Source organism: Mumia quercus, assembly GCF_025506335.1.
Lineage (GTDB): Bacteria > Actinomycetota > Actinomycetes > Propionibacteriales > Nocardioidaceae > Mumia > Mumia quercus.
This window is the reverse complement of the sequence record NZ_JANZYO010000003.1, coordinates 307,567-330,964: the sequence shown is the minus strand read 5'-3', so window position 1 is coordinate 330,964 and position 23,398 is coordinate 307,567. Positions and strand designations below refer to the sequence as shown.

Sequence of the window (23,398 nt, the reverse complement as noted above, 5' to 3'; positions counted from 1 at the left end):
GCCTGGCGGAACGAGTGGTTACTTGGCCTTCTCGAGGATCTCGACGAGGCGCCAGCGCTTGGTGGCCGAGAGCGGTCGGGTCTCCGCGATCAGCACGCGGTCGCCGATGCCGGCCTCGTTCGCCTCGTCGTGCGCCTTGAGCTTGCTCGTACGGCGCATGACCTTGCCGTACAGGGCGTGCTTGACGCGGTCCTCGACGCTCACGACGACGGTCTTGTCCATCTTGTCGCTGACGACGAGGCCCTCACGTACCTTGCGGCGGTTGCGCTCGCCTGCGGTGTTACTCGTGCTCATGCCTCTTCACTTTCGATGATGCCGAGCTCGCGCTCGCGGACGACGGTGTAGATGCGCGCGATGTCCTTGCGCACCGTACGCAGCCGCGCGTTGTTCTCGAGCTGGCCGGTCGCGGCCTGGAAGCGAAGGTTGAACAGCTCCTCCTTGGCCTCACGCAGCTTCTCGGCCAGGTCCTCCGCGCTCAGCGAGCGGAGGTCGGCAGCGGTGGTGGCGTTCGCCATCAGAGTTCACCTGCCTCGCGGGTCACGATCTTGCACTTCATCGGGAGCTTGTGGATCGCACGGCGCAGCGCCTCACGTGCCACCGGCTCCGAGACGCCCGAGAGCTCGAACATCACTCGGCCGGGCTTCACGTTGGCGATCCACCACTCCGGGGAACCCTTGCCGGAACCCATGCGGGTCTCGGCAGGCTTCTTGGTGAGCGGACGGTCGGGGTAGATGTTGATCCACACCTTGCCGCCACGCTTGATGTGACGGGTCATCGCGATACGCGCCGACTCGATCTGGCGGTTGGTCACGTAGTGACCCTCGACCGCCTGGATGCCGAAGTCACCGAACGCCAGCGACGTGCCGCCCTTGGCGGCACCACGACGCTTGGGGTGGTGCTGCTTGCGGTGCTTGACCCTACGCGGGATCAGCATGGTTCAGCTCTCCGTTCCGTTCGCTGCGTCCGCCGGGGCGGCAGCAGCCTCACTGCTGGCGGGAGCCGACTCGGCGGCCTGCTCCTGCTGACGTGCGGGACGCTCGCCGCGCTGCCCGTCGCGCGCCGGACGGCGACCGCCGCCACGACCCGGACGCTGGCGCCCACCGGGGGCGGCTGCGCGGGCGGCGGCCTGAGCCTCGCGCTCGGCACGGGTGCCGGCGACCTCGCCCTTGTAGATCCAGACCTTCACGCCGATGCGGCCGAAGGTCGTCTTGGCCTCGTAGAAGCCGTAGTCGACGTCGGCGCGCAGCGTGTGCAGCGGCACGCGACCCTCGCGGTAGAACTCCGAGCGCGACATCTCCGCGCCGCCGAGACGGCCGGAGCACTGGATGCGGACACCCTTGGCGCCTGCACGCATCGTCGTCTGGAGCGCCTTGCGCATCGCACGGCGGAACTGCACGCGGCCGGCGAGCTGCTCGGCGACGCCCTGGGCGACCAGCTGCGCATCGATCTCGGGGTTCTTGACCTCGAGGATGTTGAGCTGGATCTGCTTGCCGGTCAGCTTCTCGAGATCGCCGCGGATGCGGTCGGCCTCGGCGCCACGACGACCGATCACGATGCCCGGACGCGCGGTGTGGATGTCCACACGGACGCGGTCGCGGGTGCGCTCGATCTCGACGCGGCTGATGCCGGCGCGATCCATGCCCTTGGTGAGCAGGCGACGGATCTTGATGTCCTCACCGACGTAGCTCTTGTAGAGCTTGTCGGCGTACCAGCGGCTCTTGTGGTCGGTGGAGATCCCGAGACGGAAGCCGTGCGGGTTGATCTTCTGTCCCACTAGCGGTTCCCACCCTTCTTGTTGGCCTTGCGTGTACGAGTCGGCGCCACCGCGTCGCGCGGCTGCACGACGACCGTGATGTGGCTGGTGCGCTTGAGGATGCGGTTGGCCGCACCACGCGCACGCGGACGCCAGCGCTTCATCGTCGGGCCCTCGTCCACGCGGACGGCGGAGACGACCAGCGTCGACCGGTCGAGGCCCTCGGTGGTCTCGGCGTTGGCGACGGCGCTCGCCACCAGCTTGTAGACGTCGGTCGCTGCGGCCTGCGGCGCGAACTGCAGCAGTGCCAGCGCCTCGTCCACGTCGAGGCCGCGGACCAGGTCGACGACCCGGCGTGCCTTCTGCGGCGTGACGCGGACGAAGCGTGCGACCGCGAAAGCACCGGGCTCGTCGCCGAGCAGGCTCTCGCGTCGGGCGCTGACGCCCTTACGCTCCAATGTGCTCATCTGAACTCTTCCCTTGGTTGTCGCCCGCGTCAGCGGCGGCGGCTCTTTCGGTCGTCCTTGACGTGTCCGCGGAAGGTGCGGGTCGGTGCGAACTCGCCCAGCTTGTGGCCCACCATCGCGTCGGTGACGAACACCGGCACGTGCTTGCGCCCGTCGTGGACGGCGATGGTGTGTCCGATGAAGGACGGGAGGATCATCGAGCGGCGCGACCACGTCTTGATGACGGTGTGCGTGCCGGCCTCGTTCTGAGTCTCGACCTTCTTGAGCAGGTGGTCGTCGACGAACGGCCCCTTCTTCAAACTGCGTGGCATGTCAGGTTCTTCCTCAGCGCTTTCCGGTCTTGCGGCGACGGACGATCAGCTTGTCGCTGGCCTTCTTCTTGCGGGTACGGCCCTCGGGCTGACCCCACGGCGACACCGGGTTACGTCCACCCGAGGTCTTGCCCTCGCCACCGCCGTGCGGGTGGTCGATCGGGTTCATCGCCACACCGCGGACGGTCGGGCGCTTGCCCTTCCAGCGGTTGCGGCCTGCCTTGCCCCAGTTGATGTTGGACTGCTCGGCGTTGCCGACCTCGCCCACGCTGGCGCGGCAGCGGACGTCCACGTAGCGCATCTCGCCCGAGGGCAGACGCAGCTGCGCGCGGTTGCCCTCACGAGCGACCAGCTGGACCTTGGCACCGGCCGAGCGACCCATCTTGGCGCCACCGCCGGGACGGAGCTCGATCGCGTGGACCGTGGTACCGACCGGGATGTTGCGCAGCGGCAGGTTGTTGCCGGGCTTGATGTCGGCGCCGGGACCGGCCTCGACCGTCATGCCCTGCTTCAGACCCTCCGGCGCGATGATGTAGCGCTTCTCGCCGTCGGCGTAGTGCAGCAGCGCGATGCGCGCGGTGCGGTTCGGGTCGTACTCGATGTGCGCGACCTTCGCCGGCACACCGTCCTTGTCGTACCGCTTGAAGTCGATGATGCGGTAGGCGCGCTTGTGACCGCCGCCCTGGTGACGGGTGGTGATCCGGCCCTGGTTGTTGCGACCGCCCTTCTTGGGCAGCGGGCGCGTCAGGGACTTCTCAGGCGTCGAGCGCGTGATCTCGCTGAAGTCGGCCACCGAGGAGCCACGACGGCCCGGGGTGGTCGGCTTGTACTTACGAATTGCCATGCGTACTCAGTCCTCGTTCGTTCAGGCGCCCGGCGCAGCGAAGATGTCGATGCTCTGGCCCGGGGCGACGCTCACGATCGCGCGCTTGACGTCGGCACGCTTGCCGGTGCCGAAGCGCGTACGACGCGTCTTGCCCTTGCGGTTCTGGGTGTTCACCGCGGTGACCGTGACACCGAAGATCTTCTCGACGGCGATCTTGATCTCGGTCTTGTTGGCGTCGGGACGGACGATGAACGTGTACTTGTTCTCGTCGAGGAGCCCGTAGCTCTTCTCGCTGACGACCGGAGCGATCAGGACGTCGCGCGGATCCTTGTGCAGCGTGCTCACTTGTCACCGTCCTTCGCGGTAGCGGCCTCGCTCAGCTTGTACGTCTCGGCGTCGCCGCTGGAGCGCAGTGCCACGAAGGCGTCGAACGCGGCCTTGGTGAAGACCACGTCGTCGCTGAGCAGGACGTCGTACGTGTTGAGCTGGTCGAGCTCGATGAGGTGGGTGCCCGTCACGTTGCGCAGGCTCTTGACCGTGAGCTCGTCGGTGCGCTCGACGACGACCAGCGTGCGCGGACGCGCCGTGATCTCGCGGAGCGTGGCGAGCGCGGCCTTCGTCGAAGGCGTCTCCCCGGTGACGAGCGACTCGACCACGTGCAGACGGCCGTTGCGCGCCCGGTCGGTGAGGGCCCCGCGGAGCGCGGCGGCCTTCATCTTCTTGGGGGTGCGCTGGTCGTAGCTGCGCGGCGTCGGACCGTGGACCGTGCCACCACCGGTGAACTGGGGTGCACGGATCGAGCCCTGGCGAGCGCGGCCGGTGCCCTTCTGGCGGTACGGCTTGCGCCCACCGCCGGCGACCTCGCCGCGGGTCTTGGTGTCGTGCGTGCCCTGGCGCGCGGCGGCGAGCTGGGCGACGACCACCTGGTGGATCAGCGGGATGTTGACCTGCGCGTCGAAGACGTCCTTCGGCAGGTCGACGTCGATGAGGTTCGCGGTCACTTGACGGCTCCCTTCTTGGCGCCGGTGCGGATCATGACGATGCCGCCCTTGGGGCCGGGAACCGCACCCTTGATGAGGATGAGGCCCTTCTCGGCGTCCACAGCGTGAACCGTGAGGCTCTGCGCGGTGACGCGGTCGGTGCCCATGTGGCCCGCCATGCGAAGACCCTTGAACACCCGGCCCGGCGTCGCGCAGCCGCCGATCGAACCCGGCTTGCGGTGGTTACGGTGCGCACCGTGCGAGGCGCTCACGCCGGCGAAGCCGTGACGCTTCATGACACCGGCGAAGCCCTTGCCCTTGCTCGTGCCGGTGACGTCGACGAAGTCGCCGGCCGCGAAGACCTCGGGGCTGACGGCCTGGCCGATCTCGTAGTCGGCGATGGCCTCGGTGCGGATCTCGGCGAGGTGACGGCGCGGGGTGACGTTGGCCTTGCCGAAGTGGCCGGCCTGGGGCTTGTTCACCTTGCGCGGATCGATCTCACCGAAACCGATCTGGACGGCGGTGTAGCCGTCGGTCTCCTGCGTGCGGATCTGCGTCACGACGTTGGTGTCGGCAGCGATCACGGTCACGGGGACCACGCGGTTGTTCTCGTCCCACGTCTGGGTCATGCCGAGCTTGCGCCCGAGCAGCCCGACGGGTGCCTTCTGGTTGCTCATCCGATCGTCCTCAGAGCTTGATCTCGATGTCGACGCCGGCGGGGAGGTCGAGGCGCATCAGCGAGTCGACGGTCTTCGGCGTGGGGTCGATGATGTCGATGAGGCGCTTGTGGGTGCGCATCTCGAAGTGTTCGCGGCTGTCCTTGTACTTGTGCGGCGAACGAATGACGCAGTAGACGTTCTTTTCCGTCGGCAGAGGCACCGGGCCAGCGACCGTGGCACCCGTACGCGTGACGGTGTCGACGATCTTGCGCGCCGAGGTGTCGATCACCTCGTGGTCATAGGCCTTGAGCCTGATGCGGATCTTCTGTCCCGCCATGCTCTCGCTTCGTCCTTCTCTTCGTACTGCCTCGGTCTCTCCACCTCGGGCTCGAGGAAGAGCGTCGCTCCCTCCGACCCCCGAGGTCGGGCGTGTCGCGGGCGCATGGCACGCGCGAATCCGTCACACCTCTGGAGTTGGATGGTTGGGCCTCGAGCGGCTGCGCACCCGGGGGTGTGCCTGCTCCACTCAGGGCCAGGCGCGACCACCGTCTCCGGTTCAGGAGACATGCGGACGCGCCGAAGCAACTTCCCAAGTCTGACAGACCCGACCCGTAATGCCAAATCGGGGGTCGAGACGTGCCTCACCCGGGCACTCCCAGGCTACCTGCCTCGCCTGCGAGCGACGAGCTGCCGGGACAGATCGTGACGAACCCCCCATCCCGGTCGCGCAAGAATGAGCTGATGAACGCGACGCCGAACGACGAGCATCTCCCCTACCTGGAGCGCGTCGTCCATGCGGCGACCCGCAACGTCGCCGCTGGCGGCGGTCCGTTCGCCGCTCTCGTCGTCGTGGACGCAGAACCGGTCAGCCTCGGCGTGAACCAGGTGACGAAGACGTACGACCCGACGGCGCACGCCGAGATCGTCGCGATCCGCCGCGCGTGCGCGGACCGCGCGACGTTCGCCCTGCCCGGAGCCGTCCTCTACAGCTCGTGCGAGCCGTGCCCCATGTGCCTCACAGCCGCGATGTGGGCCCGGTTAGGCGCGGTCTACTACGCGGCCGAGAGCCAGGACGCCGAGCGCGCCGGGTTCGACGACCTCGCCCTCTACCGCCTCCTGAGGTCCCCGCGCGACACCTGGTCCGTTCCGGTGACCAGGCTGCCGGCCGCCGACGCTGCGGCGCCGTTCGACGCCTGGCAGGCCTACGACGATCGCCGGCCGTACTGAGGCTCCCGCCTCAGCGGTGAGTGTGCTGCTCGGTCTCGGCGTGCGAGGCGGGCTCGAGCTGGAAGGTCGAGTGCTCGACGTCGAAGTGGTCGGAGAGGCAGCAGCGCAGGCGGTCGAGGACGCCGTGGCCGGCGTCGGTGCCGAGGACCTCGTCGTCGACCACGACGTGGGCCGACATCACGGGCATCCCGGACGTGATCGTCCAGACGTGCAGGTCGTGCACGTCCACCACACCGGGCACCTCGGCCATGTGGGAGCGCAGCTCCTCGAGGTCGAGCCCACGTGGCGTCGACTCGAGGAGGACGTCGACGACCTCGCGCAGGAGCCCGAGCGCGCGCGGCAGGATCAGCGCGGCGATGACGAGTGACGCCACAGGGTCGGCGGCGTACCACCCGGTCGTCGCGATCACGACACCGGCGACGATCACCGCGACCGAGCCGAACGCGTCGCCGAGCACCTCCAGGTAGGCACCCTTGACGTTGAGGCTCTCCTTCGCACCGGCGCGGAGCACGACCAGTCCCACGACGTTCGCGCAGAACCCGAGGACACCGGCGGCGAGCATCAGAGGCGAGTCGACGTGGGGGGCCTCACCGAGGCGCCGGACCGCAGACACGACGATCCCGACGCACAGACCGAGAAGGATCACACCGTTGGCGCCGGCGGCGAGGATCTCGGTGCGGTGGTTGCCGAAGGTCCGCCGAGGGCTGCCGGGCCGCTGGGCGACCGTGACCGCGACGAGTGCCATCACGAGGCCGAAGGAGTCGCTCAGCATGTGGCCCGCGTCGGCGAGCAGCGCGAGGCTCCCGGCCAGCAGCGCGACGACGACCTCGACGAGAAGGACCAGGACGGTCAGGCCGAGGACGAAGGCCAGCCGCGGCCGTTGCCGAGCCGACGGAGTCGCGTGCGCATGGTCGTGTCCCACGCCCTCACGATACGTCGCCCGGGCGGACGGCGAAGGGCCCCGCCCTGCTTGTCAGCAGGACGGGGCCCTCCTCAGAGATCGACCCGGGTCAGACCCGGGACCGGATCACTTGATGATCTTGGTGACGCGACCAGCGCCGACCGTACGACCGCCCTCGCGGATCGCGAAACGAAGACCCTCGTCCATCGCGATCGGCTGGATCAGCTGAACCGACATCTCGGTGTTGTCGCCCGGCATGACCATCTCGGTGCCCTCGGGCAGCGTGACGACGCCGGTGACGTCCGTGGTGCGGAAGTAGAACTGCGGGCGGTAGTTGTTGAAGAACGGCGTGTGACGGCCGCCCTCCTCCTTGGACAGGATGTAGACCTGGCCCTCGAACTCCGTGTGGGGAGTCGTCGTGCCGGGTGCGATCACGACCATGCCGCGCTCGACGTCCTCGCGCTTCGTGCCACGAAGCAGGAGGCCGACGTTCTCGCCCGCCTGGCCCTCGTCGAGGAGCTTGCGGAACATCTCGATACCGGTGACGGTCGAGGTCTGCTTCTCCGGACGGATGCCGACGATGTCGACGGTGTCGTTGAGCTTGACGATGCCGCGCTCGATACGGCCCGTGATGACGGTGCCGCGACCGGTGATCGTGAAGACGTCCTCGACCGGCATGAGGAACGGCTTGTCCGTCTCACGCGGGGGCTCGGGGATGTACTCGTCGACCGCGTTCATGAGCTCGAGGATCGACTCGCCCCACTTGGCGTCGCCGTTGAGCGCCGGGAAGGCGGCCACACGGACGACGGGGACGTTGTCGCCGTCGAACTCCTGGTCGTTGAGCAGCTCACGGACCTCGAGCTCGACGAGCTCGATGAGCTCCTCGTCGTCGACCATGTCGCACTTGTTGAGCGCGACGACCATGGCCGGCACGCCGACCTGGCGCGCGAGCAGCACGTGCTCGCGGGTCTGCGGCATCGGGCCGTCGGTGGCGGCGACCACGAGGATCGCGCCGTCCATCTGAGCCGCACCCGTGATCATGTTCTTCACGTAGTCGGCGTGACCCGGGCAGTCGACGTGCGCGTAGTGACGGTTCTCGGTCTGGTACTCGACGTGAGCGATCGAGATCGTGATACCGCGCTGGCGCTCCTCAGGAGCCTTGTCGATCTGATCGAAGGCCGAGGCCTCGTTCAGATCCGGGTACTTGTCGTGCAGCACCTTGGTAATCGCCGCCGTGAGCGTCGTCTTACCGTGGTCGATGTGACCGATGGTGCCGATGTTCATGTGCGGCTTAGTCCGCTCGAACTTCGCCTTAGCCACTGGGGCTCCTCCTCGATTGAATGTTGCTTGCGCCGTGCGGTTGAGCTGATCGAAGCCTAGGTCAGGCCAGCGATCACTCGCCCCTGGCCTTCTTGATGATCTCGTCTGCGACGTTCTTCGGAACCTCGGCGTAGGAGTCGAACTCCATGGAGTACGACGCCTGCCCCGACGTCTTCGACCGGAGGTCTCCGACGTACCCGAACATCTCGGAGAGCGGAACGAGTGCCTCGACGACCCGGTCACCGGACCGTTCCGTCATCTGCTGGATCTGCCCGCGGCGAGAGTTGATGTCGCCGATGACGTCGCCCAGATAGGACTCAGGGGTGGTGACCTCGACCTTGAACATCGGCTCGAGGAGCACCGGGTCTGCCTTGCGTGCCGCCTCCTTGAACGCCATGGAACCGGCGATCTTGAAGGCGAGCTCGGACGAGTCGACGTCGTGGTACTGACCGTCGGTCAGCGAGACCTTGACGTCGACCATGGGATATCCGGCGAGAACGCCGAACTCCATGGCTTCCTGGGCGCCCTCGTCAACAGCGGGGATGTACTCCCGCGGGACGCGTCCACCGGTGATCTCGTTGACGAACTCGTATCCGCCCTCGCCACCAACGACCGGGCCCGTGGGCTCGATGCTGATGAGGACCTTGGCGAACTGGCCCGAACCACCGGTCTGCTTCTTGTGGGTGTACGAGACCTTCTCGACCTTGCGCTTGATGGTCTCGCGGTACGCGACCTGCGGCTTGCCGACGTTGGCCTCGACGCGGAACTCGCGCTTCATGCGGTCCACGAGGATGTCCAGGTGCAGCTCGCCCATGCCGGCGATGATGGTCTGCCCGGTCTCCTCGTCGGTGTGGACCGTGAACGTCGGGTCCTCCTCGGCGAGACGCTGGATGGCGACGCCGAGCTTCTCCTGGTCGCTCTTGGTCTTGGGCTCGATGGCCACCTGGATCACCGGAGCCGGGAAGGTCATCGACTCGAGCACGACCGGGTTGCCCGGGTCGGCGAGCGTCTCACCCGTGGTGGTGTCCTTGAGGCCCATCACGGCGACGATCTGACCGGCACCGACCGACGCGATCTCCTCGCGCTTGTTGGCGTGCATCTGGTAGATCTTGCCGATCCGCTCCTTGCGGCCCTTCACAGAGTTCAGGACCTGGGTCCCGGCCTCCAGACGGCCCGAGTAGACGCGGACGTACGTGAGCTTGCCGAGGTGTGGGTCGGCCGCGATCTTGAACGCCAGGGCGGAGAAGGGCTCCTCCTCGCTCGGCTGGCGCGTGATCTCGGTCTCCTCGTCGCCGACCTTGTGGCCGGCGACCGAACCGACGTCGACCGGCGACGGCAGGTAGTCGACGACCGCGTCGAGCAGGGGCTGGACGCCCTTGTTCTTGAACGCGGTGCCGCACAGGACCGGGACGATCTTGTCGGCCAGCGTGGCGCGACGGATCGCGGCCTTCAGCGTGTCGACGTCGATGTCCTCGCCCTCGAGGTAGAGCTCCATGAGCTCGTCGTCGGCGGTCGCGACGGTCTCGAGCAGCTTCTCGCGGTACTCGGCGGCCTTGTCGGCGAGCTCGGCCGGGATCTCCTCGACCGTGTAGTCCTCGCCGATCTGGGTCTCGCCGCGCCACGTGAGGGCGCGCATGCCGACGAGGTCGACGACACCGAGGAAGTCCGACTCCGCGCCGATCGGGAGCTGCAGGACCGCCGGGTTGGCGTTCAGGCGCTCGACGATCGTGTCGACGCAGTAGAAGAAGTCGGCACCGGTGCGGTCGAGCTTGTTGACGAAGCACATCCGCGGCACGCGGTACTTGTTGGCCTGGCGCCACACGGTCTGCGACTGCGGCTCGACGCCGGCGACGCCGTCGAACACGGCCACCGCACCGTCGAGCACGCGCAGCGAGCGCTCCACCTCGACGGTGAAGTCGACGTGACCAGGCGTGTCGATGATGTTGATCTGGTGGTTCTTCCACCAGCAGGTCGTCGCGGCCGACGTGATGGTGATGCCGCGCTCCTGCTCCTGCTCCATCCAGTCCATCGTGGCAGCGCCCTCGTGGACCTCACCGATCTTGTAGGTGATGCCGGTGTAGAACAGGATGCGCTCGGTCGTCGTCGTCTTGCCCGCGTCGATGTGCGCCATGATGCCGATGTTGCGCACCGTGGCGAGGTTGGTGGTGATGTCTACGGCCACCTTGGCTGACTTCCCTTGCTGTCGTGAGTCGAATCAGGCGTTGACTGCCGCAGGCCCGCAGAGGGGCCGGCGGCAGATCGTCACCAGCGGTAGTGGGCGAAGGCCTTGTTGGCCTCGGCCATCTTGTGCGTGTCCTCACGCTTCTTCACGGCGCCACCGAGGCCGTTGCTGGCATCGAGGAGCTCGTTCATCAGGCGCTCCGCCATGGTCTTCTCGCGACGCTCGCTGGAGAACCGGACGAGCCAGCGGAGGGCGAGGGTGTTCGCGCGGGAGGCGCGGACCTCGATCGGAACCTGGTAGGTCGCACCGCCGACACGGCGGGACTTGACCTCGAGGGTCGGCTTGACGTTGTCGAGCGCACGCTTGAGCGTGATGACCGGGTCGGTGCCGGTCTTCTCGCGGGTGCCCTCGAGCGCGGAGTAGACGATGCGCTGCGCGACCTGCTTCTTGCCGTCCTCGAGAACCTTGTTGATCAGCTGCGTGACCAGGGGGCTCGAGTAGACCGGGTCGGCCTCGATGGGGCGCTTCGGCGCGGGTCCCTTGCGCGGCATCAGCTCTTCTCCTTCTTCGCGCCGTAACGGCTGCGAGCCTGCTTGCGGCTCTTGACACCCTGGGTGTCCAGCGCGCCACGGATGATCTTGTATCGGACACCCGGGAGGTCCTTCACACGGCCGCCACGCACGAGCACGATCGAGTGCTCCTGCAGGTTGTGACCCTCACCGGGGATGTAGGCCGTGACCTCGATCCCGCTGCTCAGACGAACACGAGCAACCTTCCGCAGCGCGGAGTTCGGCTTCTTAGGCGTCGTCGTGTACACGCGGGTGCACACTCCACGGCGCTGCGGCGAACCCTTCAGGGCGGGCGTCTTGGTCTTCGCCACCTTGTCCTGACGGCCCTTACGGACCAACTGCTGGATCGTTGGCACTACATGCTTCTTTCTGCTGTCCGGCTCTTGAGTCGTGCGGATGTCGTACGGCCTCCCCCGCAGGCGTCGCCGGGCGGCGCGCCTCAGGCGTGCCGCCACCGCGACGTGCGATGGTAGGTGTTGCTCTCGTGGCCCTGCACCCGTCCGCACCCTGACTCCGAGGAGCCAGTCGTACGAATCGACCGACGGTGTGGCGACACACGAATCGGTGCACGCGAACAGCGAGTCCACGGCACAATGTCCAAGACTACCGGGTGCCTGGGGAGGGGTCAAAACCGGTCCTGCCTGGTCGGACGATATGCGGGCCCCAGCCTCACCACAGGGTCAGCGAACGCTCGAAGATGCCGGTGACGTCCTCGGGCGAGACCGGCTTCGGCGCCGTCGCCAGCAGCCGCTGCTGCTTCATCGTGCCCTCCACCAGCGTACCGATGTCGGCCTTGTCGAACCCGACGGCTGCGATGCCCCCGGGGATCCCGATGTCGCGCATGAGACCGATAAGGACTTGCGGCAGGAAGTCGGCCATGTCGGCCGGCCGCTCCGCAGTCGGGTCGAGCAGCTCGGCCGCACGGATGTGACGCTCGGGTGCGGCGTCGAAGGTGAAGCGGAAGGCCTCGGGGGCGGTGAGCGAGACGGCCATGCCGTGGGGAACCATCGCCTCCTCCTGCGGGTACCCGGTGGGACGGAAGTCACGGACCTGCCCGGCGATCGGGTACGCGTTGGCGTGCGGGAGGTGGACGCCCGCATTGCCGAAGCCCATCCCGGCGAAGGTCGCCGCCAATGCCATCTGGCCCCGCGCCTCGACGTCGTCGCCCTCGCGGACGGCGGTACGGAACGAGGCAGCGAGCAGGCTCAGCGACTTCTCGGCCCAGACGTCCGAGATCGGGTTGGCGCCGCAGTACGGCACGCGCTCCTCGGGGCGCTTGCGCTCGTACGAGCTGTACGGCCGCGCGGTGTAGCTCTCGAGCGCGTGGCACAGGATGTCCATCCCGCTGGCTGCGGTGACCCCGGCGGGCTGGCTTAGCGTGAGATCGGGGTCGATGATCGCCAGCTCGGGGCGCAGACGTGGGTGGCTGATGCCGGTCTTGACGTGCTGGGCGAGGACGTCGAGCACGCAGATCGTCGTGCTCTCGCTGCCGGTGCCGGTCGTCGTGGGCAGGGCGATGAGGGGCAGCAGCGCTTTCGCCGGCGCCCGGCCGGCCCCGACGGGGACGTTGATGTAGTCCATCAGCTCGCCCTCGTTGGTCGTGAGGAGGTTGACGGCCTTCGCAGTGTCGATGCTCGACCCACCGCCGAGTGCGACGACGGCGTCGAAGGGCCCGTGGGCGCGGGCGAACGCGATCGCGTCCTCGAGGCTCGCGTCCGTGGGCTCGACGTGCGTGCCGGCGTAGACGACCAGCTCGACCGACTCCGCCGCCACCTGCTCGACCACCCGCGCCGGGATGCCCGTCGCCTCCAGCCCGGGGTCGGTCACGAGCAGCGCTCGGCGGACGCCCAGCGAGGCCAGCTCGTAGCCCAGCTCGGCACTGGCGCCGGCGCCGAACTTCAGGCGCGGTGACCCGTACGTGAAGATGCTCTCGGGCGTCGTAGGGGCAGAGAACGACATCGGCGCTCCTGGGGTGTGGGTGCGGTCACGGCGGCGGCGCGGTGTTGCGTAGACGACAATACGGCGCCGCCGGGCACTTGTTCGGCCTGCGCCCACGTTGCCCTAGGGTGATCGGGTTCTGACTCGGAGGTGGACGGATGCATCGGTCGGTCGTTGTCGCGACTCTCGCGACGGCCGTGGCTGTCGGGCTGTCGGCGTGCAGCCCACTCACGCCCTCGGCGCCTGACCCGGCCGAGACCACCCACGTCGGTCTTCGGGTCGACGTGGGCCAGCACGAGACGTTCTCCGGCACGCCGATCGCCCTCTCCCTGACCGTCCCCGACGGCACGACCCAGATGGGCCCCCTCGTCCGCCGCCGCAGCGCCCCGCTGCTGGCCGCGTACGCGCCGGTGCTGGCCGAGGCGAAGCGTCGCGAGGCGATCGAGGCCGCCACGGAGGCGGCGGAGAACCCCGAGGAGACCACCCCGACGACCGAGCCTCCGCACCCCCTCCCCACCGACGACACGTTCTCCCTCCTCGAGGAGGCCCCGGAGCCGGACACGACGACGGCGCTGCTGCGGGTCGACGGTGATCCCGGCGAGGCGTTCTCCGAGGTGATCGAGCAGGTCGCGACCCTCGTCCCGGGCCTGGAGCTGGACCCCGACGCCTGGTCACGCTTCTGCACGGTGGCGCAGGGCCTCTACACCGGGTGCACGCTCGACGTGACCGGGCGGACGACCGACGACGTCGGCGTTCGCGTGATCGCCACGGTCGACCCGGGCAACATGCGTACGAAGCAGTCCCCCGCCGGCTCTCAGGGCAAGCCGGTGATGACAGTGACCCTCGTCCAGACCGACCCGCCCGACATGCGCCCGGTCTGGGAAGCCCTCGACGAGAACACGGACACCCCCGCTGAGGGCGAGCGCCCCGAGATCGCGGCACCGAGCCCGGCGCCGGCGACGACGACCCCACTGCCGGCCGCTCCCCCGGTGGAGGCCGAGTGGCCGGACTTCCCCGTCTCGCGCCCGGTGACCACCGGCGGCACGCTCGGGACCGACCGCTGGAAGCTGCGCGAGGACTCCGCGCTGCTCCTCTCCGGCGACCGTCCCCTGTTCGCCAGCATCCTCGTCGAGCGCGGGGTCAACGCCGACGCCGTCGCGCGCAGCTACGTGCTGGCCTACAGCACTGCGGGCGCACCCACCCAGGACGTCATCGAGGACCGCACGGAGATCAGCACGACCTACCACGCGGTCACCCCGAAGGGCGGCCCGACGGTGTCGGCGACGTTCACCCAGGCCGGACGCGGCAACTACATCGCGCTGTTCTACACGCCGCCGGCGCGCTGATCCCTGAAGGCCCACCTCAGCTGGGGAGTCACGACCGGTCCGACGACGCGCGCCACCGGCGGTGACATCAGGGCCGTTCCGAGGAGCACCGACCCGATCACGACGACCGGCACGGAGAGAGCCCCCCAGCTCGCCAGGGCGCTGAAGACGCCGACGTGGGCGAGCAGGATCAGGACGAACCCGTGAAGCACGTACGCGTTCATCGTGTTCCGGCCGAGCTCGCTCGTACGGTCCTGCCGCGCCGGGACGACCGCGAGCACCGCGGCGCTCAGCACGAACCCGACCACGAGCAGCCCTGCACGCGTCGTCAGCCCGCCGACGGCATCGGCCTCCAGCGGCGCGTCCGCGTACGCGTCGCGCCAGTAGAGCCACGACACGTACCAGCCCTCGTGCCGCAAGAGGCACCAGGCGAGCGTGCCGCTGAGGGTGGCCAGGGAGACGAACCGCACCCACGGGCGGCGCAGGACAGCGAAGTGCTCCGGACGCAGGTACATGCCCGCCACGTAGAACGGCAGCAGCCCGAGGATGCGGTGGATCGACACGACGTTGCTGACCTGCCACAGCCCCGACAGCAGGCTCACCGCCACCGCGACGAGCACAGGGGCGCGGACGACCCGCCACACCGGTGACGACAGGCGCCACACGAACAAGGCGATCAGGAACCACGTCGACCACGCGGGGTCGAGCAGGTTCAGCTCCCACGGTTTGCCGTCGAGCAGCGCCCGGAAGCCGTCGAGCGCGATGTTGAGCCCCACGTACGGGAGGACGAGGCTGGTCAGCATCGTCCGGACCTGCTTCGGGGTCCCCTCGTAGCGTCGGGCGACATACCCCGAGATCAGCACGAACGCCGGCATGTGGAACGCGTAGATCCACGCGTAGGTGCCGCGGGCGTCGGGCACGTCGAGCAGGTACTGGAGGCCGTGACCGGCCACCACGAGCAGCATCACCCAGTAGCGGGCGTTGTCGAGGAGAGGATCACGGGCCTTGCGGCGCTCCACCGGGGTCGTCGTTTCGGCGGTCGCCGCAGCGGGGGGCTGCGTCAGCGTCGTAGACATCTCTCTTGACGTAACCAGCCGAGGCTGAACTATGCCTGAGAACCCCTGAGAACTGCCGTGCCACGCACGAGGGCCCCGGAGCGGGATGATCCGCTCCGGGGCCCTCGTCAGACCTCGTCCGTCAGCCCGAGAAGCTGCCGAAGTCGAAGTCGTCGAGCGCGACCGACTGGCCTCCGGTGTTGCCGAAGTCGTAGTCGTACGTCTCGTAGCCGGTGACCGCGTACGCAGCCTGGCGGGCCTCCTCGGTGGGCTCCACCCGGATGTTGCGGTACCGCTCGAGGCCGGTGCCCGCCGGGATCAGCTTGCCGATGATGATGTTCTCCTTGAGGCCACGGAGCTGGTCCGACTTGCCCTGGATCGCCGCCTCCGTGAGGACGCGGGTCGTCTCCTGGAAGGACGCCGCGCTCAGCCACGACTCGACCGCGAGCGAGGCCTTCGTGATGCCCATCAGCACCGGACGGCCGGACGCCGGCTGCCCGCCCTCTGCGACGACGCGACGGTTCTCCGCCTCGAACGTCGCACGGTCGTGCAGGTCACCCGGAAGCAGCGTGGTCTCGCCCTGGTCGATGACCGTGACGCGACGCAGCATCTGCCGCACGATGATCTCGATGTGCTTGTCGTGGATCGCCACGCCCTGGCTGCGGTAGACCTCCTGGACCTCGTCCACGAGGTGCTCCTGGGCCTTGCGGACACCGAGGATGCGCAGGACCTCCTGCGGATCCGGCGTACCGTGCGTGAGCTGCTGGCCGACCTCGACCTCCTCGCCGTCCGCGACGAGCAGACGCGAACGCTTGGAGACCGGGTACTCGTGCGGCTCCGACCCGTCGTGCGGGACGACGACGATCTTGCGCGCCTTGTCGCTGTCGTCGATCTGGACGCGGCCGGCCGCGTCGGAGATCGGCGCACGGCCCTTGGGCTGGCGGGCCTCGAAGAGCTCGACGACACGCGGCAGACCGTGCGTGATGTCGTCACCGGCCACACCACCGGTGTGGAAGGTACGCATGGTGAGCTGGGTGCCCGGCTCACCAATCGACTGGGCCGCGATGGTGCCGACGGCCTCGCCGATGTCGACGAGCTTGCCGGTCGCCAGCGAGCGGCCGTAGCACTTCGCGCAGGTACCGGTCTTCGCGTCGCAGGTGAGGACCGTACGGACCTTGATCTCCTCGACCCCGGCCTCGACCAGCGCCGCGATCTCGGGGTCACCGAGGTCGCCGCCGGCCTCGACGAGCACCTCGCCCGTCTCCGGGTGGGTGATCTCCGTGGCGGCGTTGCGGGCGTACGCCGACGTCTCGACGTTCTCGGCGAGGATCAGGCGACCGTCGTCGAGGCGCTCCGCGATCCGCTTCGGCAGACCGCGCTCGGTGCCGCAGTCCTCCTCACGGATGATGACGTCCTGGCTGACGTCGACGAGGCGACGCGTCAGGTAGCCGGAGTCGGCCGTCCGCAGAGCGGTGTCGGCCAGACCCTTGCGGGCGCCGTGGGTCGCGATGAAGTACTCGACGACCGAGAGGCCCTCGCGGTAGTTCGCCTTGATCGGGCGCGGGATGATCTCGCCCTTCGGGTTGGCGACCAGGCCTCGCATGGCGGCGATCTGACGCATCTGCATCATGTTGCCTCGTGCGCCGGACTGGATCATCATCCAGATCGGGTTGTCCTGGCTGAAGGTCTTCTCCATCTCGGCGGAGACCTCGTTGGTGGCCTGGGTCCAGATCTCGATGAGCTCGCTACGACGCTCATCGTCGGTGATCAGGCCGCGCTGGAACTGCTTCTGAACCTTGGCGTCCTGGTCCTCGTACGTGGCGAGGATCTCCTGCTTGCGCTCCGGCGTGACGACGTCCTCGATGGAGATCGTGACACCCGAACGGGTCGCCCAGTGGAAGCCGGTGTCCTTCAGCGCGTCCAACGACGCGGCGACCTCGACCTTGCTGTAGCGCTCGGCCAGGTCGTTGACGATCACGCCGAGCTGCTTCTTGCCGACCTGGTAGTTCACGTAGGCGTAGTCGACCGGGAGCGCCTCGTTGAAGAGGACACGGCCCAGCGTGGTCTCCAGCGTCAGCGGCTGACCGGCGGCCCATCCCTCGGGGACCTCTGTGCCCTCGGGCGGCACGACGTCCTCGAAGCGGATCTTGACCTTGCTCTGCAGCGTGATCTCGCCACGGTCGAACGCCATCCGCGCCTCGGCGGCCGAGGCGAACGCACGGCCCTCGCCCGGCTGACCGTCACGCTCGAGCGTGAGGAAGTACAGCCCGATGACCATGTCCTGCGTGGGCATGGTGACCGGACGGCCGTCGGCCGGCTTGAGGATGTTGTTCGTGGACAGCATGAGGATGCGGGCCTCGGCCTGCGCCTCTGCCGACAGCGGCAGGTGGACGGCCATCTGGTCACCGTCGAAGTCGGCGTTGAACGCCGAGCACACGAGCGGGTGGATCTGGATGGCCTTGCCCTCGATCAGCTGCGGCTCGAACGCCTGGATGCCCAGACGGTGCAGGGTGGGTGCACGGTTGAGCAGCACGGGGTGCTCGGCGATGACCTCTTCGAGGACGTCCCACACCTCGGCGCGGGCGCCGCGCTCCACCATCCGCTTGGCGGACTTGATGTTCTGAGCGTGGTTGAGGTCGACCAGCCGCTTCATGACGAACGGCTTGAACAGCTCGATCGCCATCTGCTTCGGCAGACCGCACTGGTGCAGCTTGAGCTGCGGGCCGACGACGATGACCGATCGACCCGAGTAGTCGACGCGCTTGCCGAGCAGGTTCTGACGGAAGCGACCCTGCTTGCCCTTGAGCATGTCGGAGATCGACTTCAGCGGACGGTTGCCCGGCCCGGTGACGGGACGGCCACGACGGCCGTTGTCGAACAGCGAGTCGACGGCCTCCTGGAGCATCCGCTTCTCGTTGTTGACGATGATCTCCGGAGCGCCGAGGTCGAGCAGGCGCTTGAGCCGGTTGTTGCGGTTGATGACGCGACGGTAGAGGTCGTTCAGGTCGCTGGTGGCGAAGCGGCCACCGTCGAGCTGGACCATCGGGCGCAGCTCCGGCGGGATGACCGGGACCGCGTCGAGGACCATGCCGGCCGGGTTGTTATCGCCGGTCATGAACGCCGAGACGACCTTGAGGCGCTTGAGGGCACGGGTCTTGCGCTGGCCCTTGCCCGTCGCGATCGTCGTCTTGAGGTTCTCGGCCTCGGCCTCGAGGTCGAAGTCCTGCAGGCGCTTCTGGATCGCCGCGGCGCCCATGTAGCCCTCGAAGTACTTGCCGAAGCGGTACGTCATCTCGCGGTAGAGCAGCTCGTCGCCCTCGAGGTCTTGGACCTTGAGGTTCTTGAAGCGGTTCCAGACCTCGTCGAGACGGTCGATCTCACGCTGCGCGCGGTCGCGGATCTGCTTGACCTCGCGCTCGGCGGCGTCCTTGACCTTGCGCTTGGCGTCGGCCTTGGCGCCCTCGGCCTCCAGCGCCGCGAGGTCCTCCTCGAACTTCGTCATGCGCTGCTCGATGTTGTTGTCGCGACGCGCCTCGAGGTTCTTGCGCTCGACGTCGATCTTGGCCTCGAGCGAGGGCAGGTCGCGGTGACGCGCGTCCTCGTCGACACGGGTGATCATGTACGCGGCGAAGTAGATGACCTTCTCGAGGTCCTTCGGAGCGAGGTCGAGCAGGTAGCCGAGACGGCTCGGCACACCCTTGAAGTACCAGATGTGGGTGACGGGAGCGGCGAGCTCGATGTGTCCCATGCGCTCACGGCGCACCTTGGAGCGGGTCACCTCGACGCCGCAGCGCTCGCAGATGATGCCCTTGAAGCGGACACGCTTGTACTTGCCGCAGTAGCACTCCCAGTCCCGGGTGGGACCGAAGATCTTCTCGCAGAACAGGCCGTCACGCTCGGGCTTGAGCGTGCGGTAGTTGATCGTCTCGGGCTTCTTCACCTCACCGTGCGACCAGGCACGGATCTCGTCGGCGGTGGCAAGGCCGATCTTGAGCTGATCGAAGAAGTTCACGTCGAGCACGTTGTCTTCTTTCCTTCGTGATGAAAAATCTGTGTGGCGAGGACGGAGGCGGGGCGCGGACTCAGGGAGTGCCGCGCCCCCGCGGCTCAGACCTCCTCGACGCTGGCGGGCTCGCGGCGCGAGAGGTCGATCCCGAGCTCCTCGGCAGCCCGGAACACGTCCTCCTCGGCGTCACGCATCTCCACCGCGGTGCCGTCGGACGAGAGGACCTCGACGTTCAGGCAGAGCGACTGCATCTCCTTGACGAGAACCTTGAACGACTCCGGGATGCCCGGCTCGGGAACGTTCTCGCCCTTGACGATGGCCTCGTAGACCTTGACGCGTCCGAGGATGTCGTCCGACTTGATGGTCAGGAGCTCCTGCAGCGCGTACGCGGCACCGTACGCCTCGAGGGCCCACACCTCCATCTCACCGAAGCGCTGTCCACCGAACTGCGCCTTACCACCCAGGGGCTGCTGGGTGATCATCGAGTACGGGCCGGTCGAGCGGGCGTGGATCTTGTCGTCGACCAGGTGGTGCAGCTTGAGGATGTACATGTAGCCGACCGAGATCGGGTCCGGGAACGGCTCGCCCGTACGTCCGTCGAACAGCCGCGCCTTGCCGTCGCGACCGACCATGCGCTCGCCGTCGCGGTTAGGCAGGGTCGACTCGAGGAGGCCCTGGATCTCGTCCTCGCGGGCGCCGTCGAAGACCGGCGTCGCGACGTTGGAGTCCATCGGGGAGCGGTCGGCACCGATCTGGCGCAGACGCTCGGCCCACTCGTCCTTGCTGTCACCGATGTCCCAGCCGGCCTTCGCGACCCACCCGAGGTGGGTCTCGAGCACCTGGCCGACGTTCATCCGGCCCGGCACGCCGAGCGGGTTGAGGATGATGTCGACCGGGGTGCCGTCGGACAGGAACGGCATGTCCTCCTGCGGCAGGATCTTCGAGATGACGCCCTTGTTGCCGTGGCGGCCGGCGAGCTTGTCACCGTCGGAGATCTTGCGCTTCTGCGCGACGTAGACGCGCACCAGCTGGTTGACGCCCGGCGGCAGCTCGTCGCCCTCCTCGCGGTCGAAGACGCGGACGCCGATGACCGTGCCGGACTCGCCGTGCGGGACCTTCAGCGAGGTGTCACGCACCTCGCGCGCCTTCTCACCGAAGATCGCGCGGAGCAGGCGCTCCTCGGGGGTCAGCTCGGTCTCGCCCTTCGGGGTGACCTTGCCGACGAGGATGTCGCCGTTGGAGACCTCGGCGCCGATGCGGATGATGCCGCGCTCGTCGAGGTCGGCGAGCATCTCGTCGCTGACGTTCGGGATGTCGCGGGTGATCTCCTCGGGGCCCAGCTTGGTGTCGCGGGCGTCGACCTCGTGCTCCTCGATGTGGATCGAGGTCAGCAGGTCGTCCTGGACGACACGCTGCGAGAGGATGATCGCGTCCTCGTAGTTGTGGCCCTGCCACGGCATGAACGCCACGAGGAGGTTGGAGCCGAGCGCCATCTCGCCCTCGTCGGTGCAGGGGCCGTCGGCGATCGGCGACCCCTTCTCGAGACGGTCGCCCTCGCGGACCAGCGGACGCTGGTTGATGCACGTGCCCTGGTTGGAGCGCGTGAACTTCGACATCCGGTACGTCTTGTACGTGCCGTCGTCCTGCATGACCTCGACGTAGTCGGCGCAGACCTCGGTCACGACGCCCGGAGCCTTGGCCACGGTGACGTCACCGGCGTCGACGGCCGCACGGAACTCCATGCCGGTGCCGACGAGCGGGGCGTCGTTGCGGATCAGCGGCACCGACTGGCGCTGCATGTTGGACCCCATGAGCGCGCGGTTGGCGTCGTCGTGCTCCAGGAACGGGATCAGCGCCGTCGCGACCGACACCATCTGGCGCGGCGAGACGTCCATGTAGTCGACCTCGTCGGCCGGGACGAGCTCGGCCTCGCCGCCACGCTGGCGGACGAGGACGCGGTCCTCGGCGAAGGTGCCGTCCTCGTTGAGGCGCGAGTTGGCCTGCGCGATGACGTAGCGGTCCTCGTCGCTGGCCGTCAGGTAGTCGATCTGGTCCGTGACGCGGATGCCGTCGACCTTGCGGTACGGCGTCTCGACGAACCCGAAGGAGTTGATGCGGCCGTACGAGGCCAGCGAGCCGATCAGACCGATGTTGGGGCCTTCGGGGGTCTCGATCGGGCACATGCGGCCGTAGTGCGACGGGTGCACGTCGCGGACCTCGTAGCCTGCGCGCTCACGCGACAGACCGCCCGGACCGAGGGCCGACAGACGACGCTTGTGCGTCAGGCCCGCGAGCGGGTTGTTCTGGTCCATGAACTGCGACAGCTGCGAGGTGCCGAAGAACTCCTTCAGCGCCGCCACGACGGGGCGGATGTTGATCAGGGTCTGCGGCGTGATCGCCTCGACGTCCTGGGTCGTCATCCGCTCGCGGACGACCCGCTCCATGCGGGCCAGGCCCGTACGGAGCTGGTTCTGGATGAGCTCGCCGACGCTGCGCAGACGACGGTTGCCGAAGTGGTCGATGTCGTCGGCCTCGACGAACGTCTGGCCCGCCGGCATCTCCAGCTCGGTCTCACCGGCGTGCAGCGCGACGATGTACTTGATCGTCGCGACGATGTCGTCGATCGTCAGCGTCTGCTGGTCGAACGCCTCGTCCGTGCCCAGCTTCTTGTTGATCTTGTAGCGGCCGACCTTGGCGAGGTCGTAGCGCTTGGGGTTGAAGTAGTAGTTGTCGAGGAGCTGCTGCGCGGCCTCGGTCGTCGGCGGCTCACCCGGGCGGAGCTTGCGGTAGATGTCGAGCAGCGCGTCGTCCTGGCCGGACGTGTGGTCCTTCTCCAGGGTCGCGCGGATCGAGTCGTACTGGCCGAACTCCTCGAGGATCTGAGCCTCGGTCCAGCCGAGCGCCTTCAGCAGAACCGTGACGCTCTGCTTGCGCTTGCGGTCGAGGCGGACACCGACCTGGTCGCGCTTGTCGATCTCGAACTCGAGCCAGGCACCGCGCGAGGGGATGACCTTCGCGGTGAAGATGTCCTTGTCGCTCGTCTTGTCGGGCGTGCGCTCGAAGTAGACGCCGGGCGAACGCACGAGCTGCGACACGACGACACGCTCGGTGCCGTTGATGATGAAGGTGCCCTTGTCCGTCATCAGGGGGAAGTCACCCATGAAGACGGTCTGGCTCTTGATCTCGCCGGTCTCGTTGTTCATGAACTCGGCGGTGACGAAGAGCGGCGCGGCGTACGTGACGTCGCGGTCCTTGCACTCCTCGACCGAGTTCTTGGGCGGCTCGAAACGGTGGTCGCGGAACGACAGCGACATGGTCTCGGAGAAGTCCTCGATCGGGGAGATCTCCTCGAAGATCTCCTCCAGACCGGACTTCGTGGAGACGTCCGTACGCCCGGCGGCCAGCTGCTGCTCGACGGAAGCCTTCCAGCTCTCGTCTCCGATCAGCCAGGAGAAGCTGTCGGTCTGGAGCGACAGAAGCTCAGGCACCTCGAGGGGCTCAGAGATCTTGGCGAAGGAGACACGGCGGGGATTGGTGGTGGCAGAGGCGGCGGCAGTGCGCGAGGAAGCCAAGAGGGGTCCTTCCGAAGGCTCGCAGTTCCCGGGTTGCGGCACCGACCGAACCCATGCCAAATCACCCAAGTCAAGGGTGAGTGGGCAGAGTGCAGGCAGCGCAAAGAATGAGTCTAGACGTCAACCCGGGCAGATTTCAACCCAGGGAGTCAAGCCTTCGCCGTCGATGATGAAGGCATCTGGGGCTCAGGTCAAGCAGCCGGGCGGTGCGGCACAGGTTTTCTCGCACCGTCGGCCCGAGAACTCGGGCCGACAGCCGCCTGTCGACGCGCCCGTGCCACCCTGGATGTGACACTCGTTACGCCGC

The 23,398-nt window shown here is 67.9% G+C and carries 22 protein-coding genes; 2 read left to right on the top strand and 20 right to left on the bottom strand.

Translation table 11 applies throughout. From position 1 onward, the window contains the following. Nucleotides 1–18: 18 nt before the first annotated feature. From rpsQ to rpsJ, 11 genes are read right to left on the bottom strand one after another with little or no spacing between them, the layout of a single operon-like run. Complete coding sequence (rpsQ, locus tag NYZ95_RS08080; protein WP_262850472.1) at nt 19–294, bottom strand: 30S ribosomal protein S17; 276 nt, start codon at nt 292–294, stop codon at nt 19–21. After that, nucleotides 291–515: a 50S ribosomal protein L29 gene (gene rpmC / locus NYZ95_RS08075; protein WP_262850470.1), complete on the bottom strand. Its 225-nt coding sequence runs from the start codon at nt 513–515 to the stop codon at nt 291–293. Before rpmC ends, rpsQ begins: the two co-directional genes overlap by 4 nt. Continuing rightward, nucleotides 515–934 (bottom strand): 50S ribosomal protein L16, encoded by a 420-nt coding sequence (gene rplP / locus NYZ95_RS08070; protein ID WP_167005679.1) that lies wholly within the window; start codon nt 932–934, stop codon nt 515–517. The genes rpmC and rplP overlap by 1 nt, the downstream gene beginning before the upstream one ends. 3 nt (nt 935–937) lie before the next feature. After that, nucleotides 938–1,774 (bottom strand): 30S ribosomal protein S3, encoded by an 837-nt coding sequence (gene rpsC, locus NYZ95_RS08065; RefSeq protein ID WP_262850467.1) that lies wholly within the window; start codon nt 1,772–1,774, stop codon nt 938–940. Next, nucleotides 1,774–2,220: a 50S ribosomal protein L22 gene (gene rplV, locus NYZ95_RS08060; protein ID WP_262850465.1), complete on the bottom strand. Its 447-nt coding sequence runs from the start codon at nt 2,218–2,220 to the stop codon at nt 1,774–1,776. The genes rpsC and rplV overlap by 1 nt, the downstream gene beginning before the upstream one ends. Before the next feature lie 29 nt (nt 2,221–2,249). Then, the gene (gene rpsS, locus NYZ95_RS08055) at nt 2,250–2,531 is read right to left on the bottom strand and encodes a 30S ribosomal protein S19 (RefSeq protein ID WP_262850463.1); all 282 of its coding nucleotides are present in this window, start codon (nt 2,529–2,531) and stop codon (nt 2,250–2,252) included. Nucleotides 2,532–2,544: 13 nt separating this feature from the next. Further along, nucleotides 2,545–3,375 carry a 50S ribosomal protein L2 gene (gene rplB / locus NYZ95_RS08050; protein ID WP_262850461.1) on the bottom strand — a complete coding sequence of 277 codons (831 nt, stop codon included), beginning with the start codon at nt 3,373–3,375 and terminating at the stop codon, nt 2,545–2,547. A gap of 21 nt (nt 3,376–3,396) precedes the next feature. Then, entirely contained in the window at nt 3,397–3,702 is a 306-nt protein-coding gene (gene rplW / locus NYZ95_RS08045) for a 50S ribosomal protein L23 (protein ID WP_262850459.1), read from the bottom strand. Then, nucleotides 3,699–4,358, bottom strand: a complete 660-nt coding sequence (gene rplD, locus NYZ95_RS08040) for a 50S ribosomal protein L4 (protein ID WP_262850457.1) — start codon at nt 4,356–4,358, stop codon at nt 3,699–3,701. Before rplD ends, rplW begins: the two co-directional genes overlap by 4 nt. Next, on the bottom strand, nt 4,355–5,014 hold the full coding sequence (gene rplC, locus NYZ95_RS08035) for a 50S ribosomal protein L3 (RefSeq protein WP_262850455.1): 660 nt from the start codon (nt 5,012–5,014) through the stop codon (nt 4,355–4,357). Before rplC ends, rplD begins: the two co-directional genes overlap by 4 nt. A gap of 10 nt (nt 5,015–5,024) precedes the next feature. Then, nucleotides 5,025–5,333 carry a 30S ribosomal protein S10 gene (rpsJ, locus tag NYZ95_RS08030; protein WP_039345402.1) on the bottom strand — a complete coding sequence of 103 codons (309 nt, stop codon included), beginning with the start codon at nt 5,331–5,333 and terminating at the stop codon, nt 5,025–5,027. A 404-nt stretch (nt 5,334–5,737) separates the two neighbouring features. On the opposite strand from rpsJ, the gene NYZ95_RS08025 reads away from it, so the two are divergent. Next, nucleotides 5,738–6,223: a nucleoside deaminase gene (locus NYZ95_RS08025; protein ID WP_262850453.1), complete on the top strand. Its 486-nt coding sequence runs from the start codon at nt 5,738–5,740 to the stop codon at nt 6,221–6,223. Nucleotides 6,224–6,233: 10 nt separating this feature from the next. On the opposite strand, the gene NYZ95_RS08020 is transcribed toward NYZ95_RS08025, so the two are convergent. The 6 genes from NYZ95_RS08020 to NYZ95_RS07995 all read right to left on the bottom strand — a co-directional run bounded on the left by NYZ95_RS08020 (nt 6,234) and on the right by NYZ95_RS07995 (nt 13,154). Further along, nucleotides 6,234–7,145, bottom strand: coding sequence for a cation diffusion facilitator family transporter (locus NYZ95_RS08020; RefSeq protein WP_262850451.1), 912 nt, complete (start codon nt 7,143–7,145; stop codon nt 6,234–6,236). A gap of 105 nt (nt 7,146–7,250) precedes the next feature. Beyond that, nucleotides 7,251–8,444, bottom strand: a complete 1,194-nt coding sequence (gene tuf / locus NYZ95_RS08015; protein ID WP_262850449.1) for an elongation factor Tu — start codon at nt 8,442–8,444, stop codon at nt 7,251–7,253. Nucleotides 8,445–8,517: 73 nt separating this feature from the next. Further along, nucleotides 8,518–10,626, bottom strand: a complete 2,109-nt coding sequence (fusA, locus tag NYZ95_RS08010; protein WP_262850447.1) for an elongation factor G — start codon at nt 10,624–10,626, stop codon at nt 8,518–8,520. A gap of 80 nt (nt 10,627–10,706) precedes the next feature. After that, nucleotides 10,707–11,177 carry a 30S ribosomal protein S7 gene (gene rpsG, locus NYZ95_RS08005; RefSeq protein ID WP_262850445.1) on the bottom strand — a complete coding sequence of 157 codons (471 nt, stop codon included), beginning with the start codon at nt 11,175–11,177 and terminating at the stop codon, nt 10,707–10,709. After that, a complete protein-coding gene (gene rpsL / locus NYZ95_RS08000; protein ID WP_139087780.1) occupies nt 11,177–11,551 on the bottom strand; it encodes a 30S ribosomal protein S12 in 375 nt (124 codons plus the stop codon). Before rpsL ends, rpsG begins: the two co-directional genes overlap by 1 nt. Nucleotides 11,552–11,864: 313 nt before the next feature. Then, nucleotides 11,865–13,154 (bottom strand): hydroxyacid-oxoacid transhydrogenase, encoded by a 1,290-nt coding sequence (locus NYZ95_RS07995; protein ID WP_262850441.1) that lies wholly within the window; start codon nt 13,152–13,154, stop codon nt 11,865–11,867. Nucleotides 13,155–13,291: 137 nt separating this feature from the next. On the opposite strand from NYZ95_RS07995, the gene NYZ95_RS07990 reads away from it, so the two are divergent. Then, nucleotides 13,292–14,479, top strand: a complete 1,188-nt coding sequence (locus tag NYZ95_RS07990) for a hypothetical protein (RefSeq protein ID WP_262850439.1) — start codon at nt 13,292–13,294, stop codon at nt 14,477–14,479. Here the strand turns inward: NYZ95_RS07990 and NYZ95_RS07985 are convergent. The 3 genes from NYZ95_RS07985 to rpoB all read right to left on the bottom strand — a co-directional run bounded on the left by NYZ95_RS07985 (nt 14,458) and on the right by rpoB (nt 23,091). Then, the gene (locus NYZ95_RS07985) at nt 14,458–15,534 is read right to left on the bottom strand and encodes an acyltransferase family protein (RefSeq protein WP_262850437.1); all 1,077 of its coding nucleotides are present in this window, start codon (nt 15,532–15,534) and stop codon (nt 14,458–14,460) included. The genes NYZ95_RS07990 and NYZ95_RS07985 overlap by 22 nt on opposite strands. A gap of 121 nt (nt 15,535–15,655) precedes the next feature. Further along, nucleotides 15,656–19,534, bottom strand: coding sequence for a DNA-directed RNA polymerase subunit beta' (locus NYZ95_RS07980; RefSeq protein ID WP_262850435.1), 3,879 nt, complete (start codon nt 19,532–19,534; stop codon nt 15,656–15,658). 86 nt (nt 19,535–19,620) lie between these two features. Beyond that, nucleotides 19,621–23,091 (bottom strand): DNA-directed RNA polymerase subunit beta, encoded by a 3,471-nt coding sequence (gene rpoB, locus NYZ95_RS07975; RefSeq protein WP_262850433.1) that lies wholly within the window; start codon nt 23,089–23,091, stop codon nt 19,621–19,623. Between the last annotated feature and the right edge of the window lie 307 nt (nt 23,092–23,398).